Source organism: Sphingomonas sp. 66-10, from assembly GCF_001897045.1.
Classification (GTDB): domain Bacteria; phylum Pseudomonadota; class Alphaproteobacteria; order Sphingomonadales; family Sphingomonadaceae; genus Sphingomonas; species Sphingomonas lycopersici.
This window is the reverse complement of record NZ_MKRR01000133.1, coordinates 486,257-500,871: the sequence shown is the minus strand read 5'-3', so window position 1 is coordinate 500,871 and position 14,615 is coordinate 486,257. Positions and strand designations below refer to the sequence as shown.

At 67.7% G+C, this 14,615-nt stretch carries 10 protein-coding genes and 1 riboswitch; of the genes, 3 read left to right on the top strand and 7 right to left on the bottom strand.

Features of this window, described 5'->3' with window-relative positions; translation table 11 throughout:
• From BGN95_RS16220 to BGN95_RS16205, 4 genes are all read right to left on the bottom strand, one after another.
• Positions 1-845: hypothetical protein (locus tag BGN95_RS16220; protein ID WP_286773321.1), on the bottom strand; the 845-nt coding region annotated here is incomplete at its 3' end.
• Positions 846-927: 82 nt separating this feature from the next.
• The gene (locus BGN95_RS16215) at positions 928-2,541 is read right to left on the bottom strand and encodes a ShlB/FhaC/HecB family hemolysin secretion/activation protein (RefSeq protein ID WP_286773320.1); all 1,614 of its coding nucleotides are present in this window, start codon (positions 2,539-2,541) and stop codon (positions 928-930) included.
• An 85-nt stretch (positions 2,542-2,626) separates the two neighbouring features.
• On the bottom strand, positions 2,627-3,829 hold the full coding sequence (locus BGN95_RS16210) for a hypothetical protein (protein WP_286773319.1): 1,203 nt from the start codon (positions 3,827-3,829) through the stop codon (positions 2,627-2,629).
• A 471-nt stretch (positions 3,830-4,300) separates the two neighbouring features.
• Positions 4,301-5,512 (bottom strand): MFS transporter, encoded by a 1,212-nt coding sequence (locus BGN95_RS16205; protein WP_286773318.1) that lies wholly within the window; start codon positions 5,510-5,512, stop codon positions 4,301-4,303.
• Positions 5,513-5,602: 90 nt separating this feature from the next.
• On the opposite strand from BGN95_RS16205, the gene BGN95_RS16200 reads away from it, so the two are divergent.
• The gene (locus tag BGN95_RS16200; RefSeq protein ID WP_286773317.1) at positions 5,603-6,367 is read left to right on the top strand and encodes an AraC family transcriptional regulator; all 765 of its coding nucleotides are present in this window, start codon (positions 5,603-5,605) and stop codon (positions 6,365-6,367) included.
• A gap of 138 nt (positions 6,368-6,505) precedes the next feature.
• On the opposite strand, the gene BGN95_RS16195 is transcribed toward BGN95_RS16200, so the two are convergent.
• On the bottom strand, positions 6,506-8,530 hold the full coding sequence (locus BGN95_RS16195) for a TonB-dependent receptor plug domain-containing protein (protein WP_286773316.1): 2,025 nt from the start codon (positions 8,528-8,530) through the stop codon (positions 6,506-6,508).
• A gap of 196 nt (positions 8,531-8,726) precedes the next feature.
• Positions 8,727-8,928: riboswitch (cobalamin riboswitch) on the bottom strand.
• A gap of 189 nt (positions 8,929-9,117) precedes the next feature.
• Positions 9,118-9,558 carry an MAPEG family protein gene (locus BGN95_RS16190; RefSeq protein WP_286773315.1) on the bottom strand — a complete coding sequence of 147 codons (441 nt, stop codon included), beginning with the start codon at positions 9,556-9,558 and terminating at the stop codon, positions 9,118-9,120.
• A 423-nt stretch (positions 9,559-9,981) separates the two neighbouring features.
• On the opposite strand from BGN95_RS16190, the gene BGN95_RS16185 reads away from it, so the two are divergent.
• Positions 9,982-12,144 carry a TonB-dependent receptor gene (locus BGN95_RS16185; RefSeq protein ID WP_286773314.1) on the top strand — a complete coding sequence of 721 codons (2,163 nt, stop codon included), beginning with the start codon at positions 9,982-9,984 and terminating at the stop codon, positions 12,142-12,144.
• A gap of 5 nt (positions 12,145-12,149) precedes the next feature.
• Positions 12,150-13,208 carry a PepSY-associated TM helix domain-containing protein gene (locus BGN95_RS16180; protein ID WP_286773338.1) on the top strand — a complete coding sequence of 353 codons (1,059 nt, stop codon included), beginning with the start codon at positions 12,150-12,152 and terminating at the stop codon, positions 13,206-13,208.
• Here the strand turns inward: BGN95_RS16180 and BGN95_RS16175 are convergent.
• Positions 13,195-14,615, bottom strand: a 1,421-nt coding sequence (locus BGN95_RS16175) for a cobyric acid synthase (RefSeq protein WP_286773313.1), incomplete at its 5' end; no start/stop codon positions are given. The two genes, BGN95_RS16180 and BGN95_RS16175, sit on opposite strands and share 14 nt — an antisense overlap.

Here is a 14,615-nt window from a genome sequence, read left to right as displayed (position 1 = left end):
TAGACCCGCCAGCTCTGCCGCGCGCTCACCTCAACGACGAGATCGAGCGCCGCGGCGCGGGCGAGCAACTTGCCTGCGCCGGACAAGGTGAGATCGAGCGTGCGCGCGACCTCGCGCGGGGTGGTCAGCGGGGCGATCATCAGCCGCGCGAGCAACGTGCCGAGCGCGCCGGGGCGCCGCTCGGCGGCGATGGCGCGGGCAGCGGCCTGGCGGCTCGCTTCGATCGCCGAAAGCTGCTCCAGCGCATCTTCCGCGAGCCGGGTCAGCGACTTGAGATAGCGCGGAACGATCGCCGCGCGATCGCGCGGGGCGAGGCGCCACGCTTTGTCGGCGGGGACCAGGCACGGCAACACGTTGCGGGTGACGCCGAGCGCGCCGAGCAGCGCGGGAAAAGCCAGCCACGGGCCGCTGCTACGCTCGGCGCGCGCATAACGCGCCCCCAGTTCGAGCGCGCGCAGCAGGAGCGGGCGATCACTCCAATCCCCTGGGAGGTCGAGCGAGAGCGGAATCAGCTCCCGCCAGTGTTGCCGCCGCGCCTGCCGCAGCTCGTCACGCCACGATTCCAGCCCGCTCAGCTCGTTGTAGAGCGTCGCGATCGGGCGGCGACCGGGCAACGGAAGGTCATATTCCCGGCTAAAAATATCGATTTCGTCGATTTCCACCCCTTGTGCCCGAAGCGCGGCGGCATAGCCTGACCAGCAGGCACGCAACCGCCACGCCGCATCGGCGGAAGTGGCAGAAATACGTGTATCCAAGCGGCTTATTGCCAGCGCGGCCTGCTCAAGCGCGCTGACTAGCGACAGGGTCCAGTCGGGCGCAGAGAGGTCGGGGAGGGGAGACGGCATCGGCGAATAGTAGACTGAAACATGGCTTTTAGTCCAGTTACTCGGAGGAGTCGCGGAGCGTTCTTTCGGCCTGCGGGGGCGGTTATTGCCGGTGTAGCGAGAGGCGCCAGCTCACATTCACGCGCCAGTCGCTGCGATCGGCGGGATAGGGGTGATCTATCACCTTTGCCCCCTCGATCTCCAGCCATGCTTTGCTGTTCCAGGACAAGCGGACTCCGCCGCCGGCCGAGCCGAGGCTGTAATCGCTCGCCGCATACCATAAGCGCGGCTCGACATAGATGTGCGCGTGATCGACGAAGCCGTAAATCTCGCTCCCCTTGAGCCGCGCGGGCAGCCCGGGCCGGAAGGCGAGTTCGGCCGACCCGCCGAACCCGCTGTCGCCGGTGAGCACGGCGGCGTCGAACGCGCGCCCGATCTCGGTTCCGCCGACCGCATAGCGTTCGCTCGCCGTGAGCCGGTCGGGGCTGTACTGCCCCGTCGCGCGCAGCCGGCCGACGAATTTCTTGCCCAAGGCGCGATCGAGCGTGGCGCGCGCGTTGATCTTGGTGAAAACCGTATCGGTGATCCCGGGCGTGCCGCGCGCGCCGAGAATGTCGAGCCCGCGGCTCACCGTCAGCCCGCCGGTCAGGGACATTTTCTCGTTGACCGAGGAATAGCCGATCGCGCTGCGGATCGCGCGGGTATGATCGGTCGAGATCAGCGCGCCGAACGCCGCGGCGTCGCTGTTGATCCCGTCGAGCCCGAGGCTGACCGATAGGTTGCGGCGATAGCCGCGGATCACCGGATAGGCGAGCGAGACCCCCGCGGTCGCCGCCTTGCCGCGGACCGGCTGATCGCTCGGCCGGGTTTCGAGATAGCCCCCCGACACGCCGAGCGTCAGCCCGTCGTTGCCGATCGGGGTGGCGTGGCTCAGCGCGGCGTAGCGGAAACGCTTCAGATCGGTCGAGGCGAGCAGCATCAGATCGGTGCGATCGCCGTCGCGCAACAGGCTATAGCCGTGCGCCTCGGCGCGGAACTGCCCGCTGCCCAGCCCCTGGGTCGCGCGATTGTCGACCCCGAATGCGAAATCGCTGTGCCGGCGATGCGGGGTGAGGACGATGACGACCCCGCCGGCCTGCTTGCCGCGCTGCAGATCGGCGTCGAGCTTGGCGCCGGGGATATCGCGCATCAGCGAGAGCAGGCGTTCCAGCGTCCGCCGCGACAGCGGGCGCTCATGCCGCAGCCGCTCGCCATAAGCGCGAACCAGCGGGCTCGCGCCTTTGGGATAGACGACATCCTCGACGAAGCCCTCGGCGACCTGCACCTTGATTTGCCCGGTGGACAAATCCTGCTGCGGGATCGCGACGGTGTAGAGCGCGATCCCGGTATGCGCATAGGCGGCGGAAAGCTTCGCCGCGAGTGCCTCGAGCGTCGCGCCAGTCGCGGGTTTGCCGAGGAACGCGGCGGCGGCATCGGCCACCGCGGCGGGCACTTTCACCCCCTCGAACGAAATGCCCTTGATCGGCGCGCCATTGCCCTGCGCCTCGACCCGCGAAGCGACCGCCGGCGGGTTGACCGCTTCGTCGGGCAGCGGCTGCGCGGGCTGGACGCGATCGGCGCGGCCCTGGTCGATGATCAGCGGCGCCCCTTGCGCCTCCGGTGGCAATGTGTTGCCTTGCGCGGCCGCCAGCAGCAGCACGCCCGTCGCTACGGACATGAATCCCCCTGGAATGAAGATCAACGCGGCTCGGGATCGAGCCGGTGGAGCCGCCGCATCGATCGGATGCGGCGGCTCACCTGCGTCAGTGCCCGATCTTCCCGCCGAGCAGCCCCGAGACGAGCCCGGTCTGCCCGTTGGTCGCGCCGCTGGCCGAGGCGCCCGCGCTCACCGCCGGCAGCGCGGAGACCACGCCGTTGACGATCGTGCCGACCGGGGCGAGCAAGCCGCCGGTGGCGCCCGTCGCGCCGGCCCCACCGGTCGCTGCGGTGACGGTGCTGAGGACCGGCGCTGCCGCGCCCGTCGCCGAGGTGGCGGTGTTCACCACCTGCGACACGACATTGCCCGCGGTGCCCACGGTATTGGCGACCGCGCCGACCACGCCCGCGGCGACCGGCCCGGCGACGGGCACCCCGCCGACCGCCCCGGTTACGGTGCTGGCGACATTGGTGATGCCGCCGGTCGTCGGCACGCCGCCGGGGAGCAGGTTGGCGTTGACGAGCGCGGGTTGCCCGTTGCCGATCACATTGGTGTTGTTGAGCGCCAGATTGACCAGATTGGCCGAGGCGCCCCCGGTCGGCGCGGTGACGTTGGCGACGCTGACATTGGCGACGCCGTTGACCGTGGCGGACACCACATTGCCCGCGTTGAGCACGCCTGCGGTGGCGAGCGTCCCGGCCGGCGCGGCGGTGCCGAGCGCCGCGACCCCGATCGCGCCGGGCGCGCCATTCGCCGCGGTGAGCACCGGATTGTTGCCGACCGCGATCGTCAGCGCATCACCCACCACGCCCTTGACGCCGTTGACCAGCAGGGTGCGGCCTTGGCCGACATCGACCAGCGCGGTGCCGGTATCGTTCAACATCCGGGTGATCGTGCCCGTGATCGGCTGGGCGAGCGGCACCGCGGTGGCGATCGGGGTGGTGACCGCCCCGGCACCGTTGGCGACGCCGAGCACCGCATTGCCGGCGGTGGCGAGCACCGGGGAGACCTGGGTGATCGTATCGGTCAGCAGCCCGCTGCCATTCGCGCCGTTTGCACCGTTCGATCCATTAGAGCCGTTGGAACCGTTGCTGCCATTGCTCCCGTTGGAGCCGTTGCCGTTCGATCCGTTGGTCCCGCCCGAGCCATCGCCGCCGTTGCTGCCGTTCGAGCCGCCATTGCCCGCGGAGGGTGCACCGACGCTGGCGACGCGATAACCGCCAGCGCTGTCACAGGCGCTCACCAGCAAAAGCGCGACGACCGACCCGGCGCCGAGGAGTAGCTTAGCATTCGAAGAATGGTGGGACATGGTTTCCTCCTGAATCCTTCTGCTGCAAATGATCGGCGACTCGCGAACCTATGCCGGACAAGTCTTTAGGGACGTGTCCGTAACGATCGACATGAAGGGATAGAGAAGAGGAGCGTGGACGCAGTGGGGGCGGCCATGTACAATACTCCTGCGACAAACCCATCCATTCGTCGGACCCGGGCCTAAAGCATCGCAAAGGTCCTGTCCGACAGACCGAGCTGCCGAAGTTTAGATAGAAACACTTTGTTTCCGTTTGTTAATATCCGCCCATGAATATTAACAAACTTCTAATTTTTACCCCAGTGTCAACTAATCGATGCCGCGCGTCATGCGGCAGCATCTCGTTGATAAATAGGGTGAAATCCGAGGGCGCGAACAGCGCGGGTCGATGGCATCGAGAAATTTCCACGCCGATCGGCGCGCCGCGCGGCGATCGTGCGGGTTCATCCCGATATCATCGAGACTCGGGGCTTATCGCCGTCGTTCGGCGTCCGGCAGCAGTGCGGTGAGCAGCCCGATCGCGGGCAGGAAGGCGCAGAGCTGATAGACCGCGTCGATCCCCGCGCGATCGGCGAGCCAGCCGAGCACCGCGGCGCCGAGCCCGCCCATCCCGAACGAGAAGCCGAAGAACAGCCCCGAGATCATCCCGACCTTGCCCGGCACCAGCTCCTGCGCGAACACCACGATCGCGGGGAAGGCGGAGGCGAGGATCAGCCCGATCACGATCGTCAGCGGCCCGGTCCAGACCAGCCCGACATGCGGCAGCAGCAAGGTGAAGGGCAGCGCGCCGAGGATCGAGAACCAGATGATATATTTGCGCCCGAAACGGTCGCCGAGCGGCCCGCCGAGCACGGTGCCGACCGCCACCGCAGCGAGGAAGGCGAACAGATGCAATTGCGCATTCTGCACCGACGCGCCGAAACGGTGGATCAGATAGAAAGTGTAATAGCTCGTCAGGCTGGCGAGATAGACATATTTGGAGAAGATCAGCGCGAGCAGGATCAGGATCCCCCGCGTCGCGTGGCCGCGCGGCAGCGGGATCGCGGTCGCCGCCTTGCGCCCGGCGTGAAGCCGTTCGAGCCCGTGGTGGCGATACCAGGTCGCGACATTCCACAACACCGTGCCCGACAGCAGGGCGAGCAGCGCGAAGAAGGCGAGGCTCGATTGCCCCCAGCGCACCACGACGATCGCGGCGGCGAGCGGGCCGAGCGCCTGCCCGGCATTGCCGCCGACCTGGAACAGGGATTGCGCAAGCCCGTGCCGCGCGCCCGCCGCCATCCGCGCGACGCGCGAAGATTCGGGGTGGAAGACCGAGGAGCCGACCCCGAGCAGCGACGCGCCGACCAGCACCAGCGGATAATTGTGCGCGATCGACAGCACCGAAAGCCCGGCAAGCGAAAAGAGCGTGCCGCCGGGCAGCGCGAGCGGGGTCGGCCGTTTGTCGGCATAGAGCCCGACGAGCGGCTGGAGGATCGAGGCGGTGAGCTGATAGGCGAGCGTCACCAGCCCGATCTGGCCGAAGCTGAGCCCCAGATCGGTCTTCAAGCCCGGATAGATCGCCGGCAGCAGCGACTGCATCATGTCGTTGAGCAGGTGGCAGAAGCTGATCGCGGCGATCACGCCGAACACCGTGCCATTCGCTGCCGCATCGCTCTTGCTGCCGGCCGTCATCGTGTCGCGCATCGTCGATCCTTGAACCCGCGAGGCGATTTAGACCCTCGCGCGGCGTCCCGCATCCATATATGGGTCAATCAATTTCGCGAGTGGGACAAAGTGACACATCGCCACGCCAACGATTACGAGCATGTCCCGCGCCCCGTGGTCGGCATCGGCGGTGACTATCCGGCGTCGTTCGAACTGGCCGAGCACAGCCACCGGCGCGGGCAATTCCTTTATGCGGCGCGCGGGGTGGTGGCGGTGAGCACCCTGGAGGGTGCCTGGGTGGCGCCGCCCGAGCGCGGGGTGTGGATTCCCGCAGGGACGCCACATGCCGTGCGGATGGTCGGCGCGGTCACGACGCGCAGCGTGCTGGTCGAGCCGGCGGCGTGCCCGACGCTGGGGCGGTATTGCCGCGTCGTCTCGGTCTCGCCGTTGTTGCGGCAATTGCTCGTCGCCGCGGCCGAGATTCCGGCCGAATATGACGAGACCGGGCGCGATGCGCTGGTGATGCGCCTGCTGGCGACCGAGATCGATCGCGCGCCGGTGATCCCGCTCGCGGTGCCGTTCCCGCGGCACGCCGCGCTCGCCGGGCGGTGCCACGCCTTTCTCGAGCGCCCGCGCGCGACGGCGACGATCGACCAATGGGCCGATGCGCTGGCGATGAACCGCCGTCGCTTCACCCGCCTGTTCCGCCGCGAGACGGGGATGAGCTTCGCCGAATGGCGGCGGCAGGCGTGTCTCTCGGTCGCGCTGCCGCGGCTCGCGGCGGGGGAGCCGGTCACCGCGATCGCGCTCGATCTCGGCTATGACGGGCCGGCGAGCTTCTCGACGATGTTCCGGCGCGTGCTGGGCGTTCCGCCGAGCCGCTACCGGAATTAGGACTTCATATCATAACCAACCGTTCGCCCTGAGCTTGTCGAAGGGCTGCACTTCTTTCCGCTGAAGAAGAAGAAGTGCAGGGCTTCGACAGGCTCAGGGCGAACGGGGAGAGGAGACCGGACAAGTCGACGTCCTCCGCTACAGCTTGATCCGCACCCCGCCGTAAGCGGTGGTGCCCGGCGCGCGATAGGTGAAGACCTCCTGATATTTCCGGTTGAGCAGATTCTCGACCCGGCCGAAGATCTGCACGCGCTTGGTCAGGTCATAGCTCGCGTTCAAGTTGACCAGCACATAATCGTGCAGGTCGACGAGCAGCGTCTGATAGCTGCTGCTGAACGCATAGTCGCGCATCGCGCCATTGTAGCGAAGCGTCGCGGTGACGCTGAGCGGCAGCGCGTCGGGCACATAGCTCACATTGAGACTGGCGCTGTTCTTGGGCCGCCGCACCGCCTGGGTGATCACCGGCACCGGCGCCTGATAGCTGCCGTCGGCGGGCGCCGGGCGCGCCACCGCCAGCACCGATTGCGGCGCATCGAGATAGGTATAGGCCGCGTCGACGCGCCAGTCCTTCAGCTTGATATTGGCGTAGAGTTCGACGCCCTTCTGCGACGTGGCGGTGGCGCTGTTGGCGCTCGAGGTGACATATTGGCCGTTGGCGAAGACATAGACCGTCTGGATCTCGTCCTCGAAGCGATTGTCGAAATAGGTCGCGCCGATCTTGGCGTTGCCGCCGGCGAAAATCTGTTCGACCCCGGCTTCCCACCCCTTCGACCGTTCAGGCTGCAGGTTGGGGTTGCCGATATATTGGCCGGTGGAATAGCCGAACAATTCGGTCAGCGTCGGCGCCTTGATCCCCGTGCCGTAAGCGGCGTGGAGCCGGGTGCCAGTCGGCAGCAGATAGCTTGCGGTCGCGCGATAGGTCTCCGCGCCCTTGAAGCGCGAATATTGGTCGATCCGGGCGGAGGCGCCGAGCGACAGCCGCTGGTCGACGGTCAGCTCATATTCGGCGACGAAGCCGGTGGTGTCCGACCGGTTGGTGCCGGTGAAGGCATAGCCCGAGGGATCGATCACCCGCGCCTGTTCGCGCTCGAAATCGACCGCATAAGTGAAGCGGTTGCGGACATGTTCGCTGCCGAAGCGGACGGTGCTGTTGAACGCCGCGCGATAGCGCCGGCCGCGATCGCCATAGCTGTAGCCCGCGCTGGTATAGCCGTCGCGCGCGGCATCGGTGATCTGCCCCGACAGCATGTTGCTCCACGCGCCGTCGAACAGATTGAGCTCGGCGCTGACGAGGCCGTAATAGGTGTTGTTCTTGTAATAGCTCCCCGGGGTGTCGACGAGCGTGATCACCGGATAGCCCAGCACCACCGGCGAATTGGGCGCGATCGCCTGATCGTCGGTATCGGCGCGGGTGTAATTGTAACGCCCGACCGCGGTGAGCTTGAACACGGGCGAGGGGGTCCAGTTGGTCTTGAACGACACCCCGAGATTGTCGGCGCCGAGATCGCGCGATCCGCCGGGCGCCGCCGGATAGCCCTTGGTGGTGAGATAGGCGGCGGACACAGCGTAATCCACATTGTCCCCGGCGACCCCGCCGGCGCGCGCCGCGGCGGCGAAACTGCCTTGCGACCCGCCCTCGGCGCGCGCGGTGATGCCCGGCGCTTCGCGGCCGGTGAGCGTGGCGTAGCTGATCACCCCGCCGATCGCATCCGATCCGTAGAGCGCGCTCTGCTGGCCGCGCAGCACCTCGATCCGTGCATTCTCGTCGGCGACGAGCCCGGCGAAGTCGAACTCGCTGTAATAAGGATCGCTCGCCTTGATCCCGTCGACGAAGACGAGGACGTGGTTGCTCTCCGACCCGCGGATGCGCACCTGCGTCGTCCCGCCGATCGCCCCCGAGCGGCTGACCGCCACGCCCGGCGCGTCGCGCAGGATATCGGAAACCATCCGCGTCTGGCGCTGCGCGAGCGCGTCGCTGTCGAGCACGGTCACCGAGGAACCGATCAGATCGGTCGGGATCGCATCGCCCGAGCGCGAGGCGGTGACGACGACGTCGCCGGCGCGCGCTGCCGCGACTTCGGCGGAATCGGCGGGGGCAGGGGGCTGGTCGCTCAGCGCAAGCGCCGGGGTGGCGGCGACAAGCGCAAGCAGGGAAACAAACATTCTGGTCATCATTCATTCCACGTCGCGTCGGTTCGTTCGGCGTGGGCGGGGCTGTCCGGTCGGACGCGCGGCGCAGGCGGGCAGGGGCGAACGCGGGTGCCCCGGCCAGCTCGCGCCGCGTGCGGCCCCGGGCCGCGCGGCTGCGCGTCGCTCGACGGAAGAACCCCCGTGCCGCGGCCGACCCCTGGACCGAAGCATTGAGCGACCCGCGCCGGCAGGTCTCCTGGCTCGCGGGTCGTCGCTCGATCCACGCCTTCCCGGTCGCCCAGTGGCCGCGCGGGGCGACGCGCCCCGCGCTGGTGGATCTCGCTCGCCGCTCACAGTTGCAGGGGCAGCCGGGGTATCGAACCCCGTTCCCTTTGAATCCCCTTGCGGGGAACCGGCGCGATCTTCGCCCGCCGGGCAGGCCCGGCCGGCGTAGGCGCCCTTATCGCAAAGTCGGCGCCGCGCAAATCCTCAAGATTTGGGCGGCGCGCTCGCGAATTCCTGGCTGACGATCCGGCCCCAGATCGCCGTGGCATTGGGCTGTCGCGGTAGCGGAGGTCGCGAGCGTCTTGTGATGTGGCAACTCTGGCTGGGCCTGCCGATCAACCGATGCCCTGGTGACCGAAGCGGAAAAGACTGAGCGCGAATAGCAGCCACATCGTGATCAGCACGAAGTTGCTGGCGGCGAACGGCACCACGCGGTGCGTTACCCTGTTGTAGGTCAGATGGATAAAGCTGTGGAGGCTCCGCAATAAGACATAAGCCCAGGCCAGCGATACGAAGGCGATATCGACCCTGTGGGTCGCGTAGAGAGCGATCAGCAGGACGTGAAACAGCAGCGGCACTTCGAGCGTGTTCATATAGTTGCGATTGGGAAGCGCGACGTCGGTGGGGACCCGCGCGGATTCGCCGAACCTATAATCGTCGGGCGTGGTGTCGCCGCGAACCGCAGACCGGATTCGCTTGACCGGCATCATCGCCAGCGGGACGAAGGTGAGCAGCGCCATCACGATCATCGGCCAGAAGATAAGTTCCTGCGCCATACCCCTCCGCCGGTGTAACGCCCGGAGCCTATTGCGCTTTCTCGCAGGTGTCATCCGCGGGTTCGTGTAGGAGGCGCGTCGCAAAGAGCCTTTGCATATGCGGTTTCGCCTCTGCGTCACCCCGGCCTTATACCGGGGACCGCCGGGAGGCATCGGCTGGACAAGACGCTCTTGCCATAAGGCAGGAGGCGGAGTGGACCCGGCACCGGGCCGGGGTGACGAAGGATCATACCAAATGCGATTGCCGGGGAGCGGGCGGCGCTCCTCTGGAGTAGGCATAAGGCGCGGATTCCGCTCCGGTCCGCCACGCGGCGTGTAAATTCTCTTCTCGCCGCTCCGGCTCTACCGAATAATATTCTTGCGAGTGCGTTGCATTAGCCAGAAATGATTTCTAGGAACCTCCTCGCAACCCGGGGGGAATCTATGCACGCGAATTACCTGCTGCGTCTCGCGATCGGCGCGACGGCTCTTGCGGCGCCGGCCGTCCCGGCGTTCGCGGCGGATGACGACGCCGCAGGAAGCCAGCGTGCGTCCGGCAGCGATATCGTGGTCACCGCGGCGCGCAGTGCGCTCCCGCCCAGCGCCCTGCCGCTGACGATCGATGTCATCGACAAGAAGTCGCTCGACCAGCAGATCGCCATCTCGGGCTCGGTCACCGATGCGGTGGCGACGCTCACCCCCTCCTTCTCGCCGACCCGGCAGAAACTTTCGGGCGCGGGCGAAACCCTGCGCGGCCGCTCGCCCTTGTTCGCGATCAACGGCATCCCGCAATCCACCCCGCTGCGCGACGGGAGCCGCGACGGCTTCACCATCGACGGCTTCTTCGTCGATCGCGTCGAGCTCATCTACGGCTCGAACGCGCTCCAGGGGATCGGCGGCACCGGGGGCATCGTCAATCAGGTCACCGTCGGCGCGCCGACGACGGAAGGGATCGGCGGCCGGATGCTGCTGCAGGGATCGGCCGACAATGATTTCAGCGGCGACGGTCTCGGCGGCAAGGCCGCCGGGCTGATCCAGTACAAGACGGGCCGGTTCGACGCCACGCTGGGCGCGGCTTATGAGAAGCGCGGCACATTCTACGACGGCGCCGGCCGGCGGGTCGGCCTCAATCTGACACAGGGCGAAACGCAGGATTCGCGCACGCTCTCGTTGTTCGGCCGCTTCGGCTATGCGCTGGGCGATACCGCGCGGCTCGACCTGATCGTGAGCCACTTCCGCCTGCGCGGCGCGGGCCGATATGTCGCCGTCGCGGGCGATCGCCTCACCGGCGTGCCGACCAGCGCGGTGCGCGGCACCCCGCCGGGAGAGGCCGCGACCAGCCAGACCGACAGCGTCGCGCTCTCGCTGACCGATCCCCATCTGTGGGGCGGCAATTTCGTCAGCCAGATCTTCTGGAACCGGACCCGCGACACCTTCGGCGCCGAGATCAACCCGATCGCGACGTTTCAGGACGCGCAGCTCGCGCCGATCGGCACGTTGCTTGATCAATCGCAGAACCGTTCGCGCAAGATCGGCGCGAAGATCAGCTACGAACGCGCGATTCCCGGCTTCGAGGCGCTCACCGCGACGCTCGGCTTCGACGCGCTGTGGGACAAGACCGAACAGCGGCTCATCATGACCAACCGCGTCTGGGTGCCGCCGACCGACTTTCGCAGCTTCGCGCCGTTCGGCCAGCTCAATCTCGCCTTGTTCGACCGAAAACTCCGCCTCGCCGGCGGGGTGCGCTGGGAAAACGATCAGATCCGCATCGACGATTATACCACGCTCGCCAGCGCCGGCCGGACCTTCGTGTCGGGGGGCAAGCCGTCGTTTCAGGATGCGTTGTTCAACGGCGGGGTGATCGTCGAACCCAGCGCGGGATTCCGGCTCTATGCGAGCTATGCGGAGGGCTTCACCGTCCCCGATGTCGGCCGCATCACCCGCGCGATCAATCGTCCGGGCGTCGATCTCGACAATTATCTCGACATCAGCCCGATCGTTTCGAACAACCGCGAAATCGGCGTCGAGCTGAAGCGCGGGCCGCTCGACGCCAGCATCGCCTATTTCTGGTCGTCGAGCGACAAGGGGCAATTGCTGATCGCCAATCCCGGCGGGATCTTCGACGTCCAGCGGCTGCGCACCGAGATCCAGGGGCTGGAGATCAATCTCGGGGTGGCGCTGCCGATCGAGGGCGCGCGGGTCCAGGTCGGCTATGCGCATCTCAAGGGGCGCTACGACAGCGACAAGATGCCCGACGGGAAGGTCGATACCGATCTCGACGGCACCAACATCTCGCCCGATCGCCTCAATCTCGCCGCGAGCTATGACCGCGGGCGCGTTTCGGCGCGGGTGCAATCGCAATTCTATCTGTCGCGCACCTTCAAGGGGCCCAGCCGCGATCCGCGCAACGACTTCGGCGGGTATAATGTCACCGACGCCTCGATCCGATATGACACCGGCTATGGCGGGTTGAGCCTCAGCGTGCAGAATCTGTTCGACACTTTCTACATCGATTATTCGAGCGACACGCGATTGCCGACCGACAATTTGAGCTTCTTCGCCGGGCGCGGGCGCACCTTCACGCTCGGCTGGGATTATCGGTTCTGATGCCGATGCGCGCAATCGATCTGCTGCATCGCTGGACCGGCGGCATCATCGGGGTGGTGCTGGCGATCCTCGGGCTGACCGGCGCGATCTTGGTCCACCGGGACGCGTGGGTGATGCTGCCGCACGCCGGCGACGCGCTGGTCCGCGATCCCGGCGCGGTGACACGCGCGACCGAGCGGATGGTCGCTGCGAGCGGCGACATCGACAGCATCATCTATGCGAGCGACTCCTTCGGGTTGAACCAGCTCCGCCTGCGCAACGGCGCCGGCGCTTATGCCGATCAGGCGGGGGCGATCGTCACCCGTTGGGACAGCCAATGGGCGCGGCCCGAATTGTGGTTGTTCGACCTCCATCATCATCTCTTCGCGGGCGACGTCGGCGAGACGGTGATCGGCGTTGCGGGGCTGGCGGCCCTGGGGTTCGTCGTCACCGGGCTGATCCTGTGGTGGCGGACGCGGCGGACCTTCCGGCCGCGGCTGCTGCCGAAACGGCTGAGCCGCCCGGCGATCGTGATGCATCACCGCGATCTCGGGGTGATCGTCGCCCCGCTGCTCATCCTCTCGGCGTTGACCGGGGCGATGATGGTCTTCCGGCCGGTCGCGGGGGTCGTCCTCGCGCCGTTCGGCCCCCCCGCGCAATTGAGCAAGGCGCTTGCCGGGCCGAAGCTCGAGAGCGGCCCGCTGAATCCGCGGCTCGATTGGGGCACAGTCATCGGCGCCGCGCATCGCCGGTTCCCGGATGCCACGATCCGCATCCTCACGCTGCCGAAAAAGCCCGGCGCGCCGATCGCGATCCGCATGAAGCGCGCCGACGAATGGCTTCCCAACGGTCGCACGACGCTGTGGTTCGACGCCGCCGACGGGCATTTGCTTGCCGCGCGCGACGCGCTGGCGATGCCGGCCAACGCGCGGCTGTTCAACGCCGCTTATCCGCTACATGCGGCCAAGGTGGGCGGGCTGATGTGGCGTCTGGTGATGACCGCCGGCGGCCTCGCGCTGTTCCTCCTCGGCAGCCTCGCGGTGTGGAGTTTCTGGTTCAAGCGATCGCGAGCTAGACCGGTGTGATCGCATTCCTCGCAATGGCGAGGACCGCGTCGAGATCGACATGCGTCTCGAGCGTCGCGGCGATTTCGTCGAGTGCGGCATCGACATCGCCTGCGTGATCCGGCCCGCGCGCCGCGACGCCGACGCGCGCCAGCCACGCCGCGCGCTGCGCCGCGAGGCCGAGCAGCCCGTGGACATAGCTTCCCGCGACCAGCCCGTCGGTGCTCGTGGCCCCTTCGGGGCGGCCGTCCGCCAGCCGCCCGACCGGTCGCGCGGTGTCCGCGCCGCTCGTCCGGCCGAGGTGGATTTCATAACCGGCAAAGGGCGCGCCGAGCGCTTCGCCACGCACCTCGACCAGCGTCTTGTCGCCGCCCAGCACGGTCTCGACATCGAGCAGCCCGAGCCCGGCGACCGTTCCCGGCGGCCCCTCGATGCCGTGCGGATCGGCGATGCTGCGCCCGAGCATCTGATAGCCCCCGCATAGCCCGAGCACCGGCCGGCCGCGACGGTGGTGCGCCAGGATATCCACGTCCCACCCTTCGGCGCGCAGGAAGCCGAGATCGGCGATCGTCGCCTTCGATCCCGCGAGCACGATCAGCGCCGCATCGGGGATCGGCTGGCCGGGGGGGACCATGACCAGGTCCACCCCCGGTTCGAGCCGCAGCGGATCGAGATCGTCGAAATTGGCGATCCGCGGGGTGATCGGGCAGGCGACGACCACCCGCCCGGTGCCTGCCGCCGCCGGGCGTTCGAGCACCACCGCATCCTCGCTCGGCAGGCGCCGCGCCGGGGCCAGCCACGGCACGATGCCCAGCCCGCGCCAGCCGGTGTGCGCGGCGATCGTCGTCATCCCGGCCGCGAACAATGCGGGATCGCCGCGGAACTTGTTGATCAGGAAGCCCTGGATCATCGCCGCATCCTCGGCATCGATCACCGCATGCGTGCCGACCAGCGCCGCGATCACCCCGCCGCGATCGATGTCCCCCGCCAGGATCACCGGTACCCCGGCCGCGCGCGCAAAGCCCATGTTGGCGATGTCGCCGGCGCGCAAATTGGTCTCGGCGGGCGACCCCGCGCCCTCGACGACGACGATATCCGCGTCGGCGGCGAGGCGGCGATAGCTTTCCAGCACCTCGCCAAGCAGCCCTTCGCGCCCCTCCCGCCAGCGCGCCGCGCTGAGCGTGCCGCGCACCTGCCCGCGCACCACCAGTTGCGAGATGCGGTCGCCCTGCGGCTTCAGCAGCACCGGGTTCATATCGACGCTGGCCGCGACGCGGCACGCCATCGCCTGCGTCGCCTGCGCGCGGCCGATCTCCCCGCCGTCGGCGGTGACCGCGGCATTGTTGCTCATATTCTGCGGCTTGAACGGACGGACGCGCAGCCCGCGATTGGCAAAGGCGCGGCACAACCCGGCGACGAGCACCGATT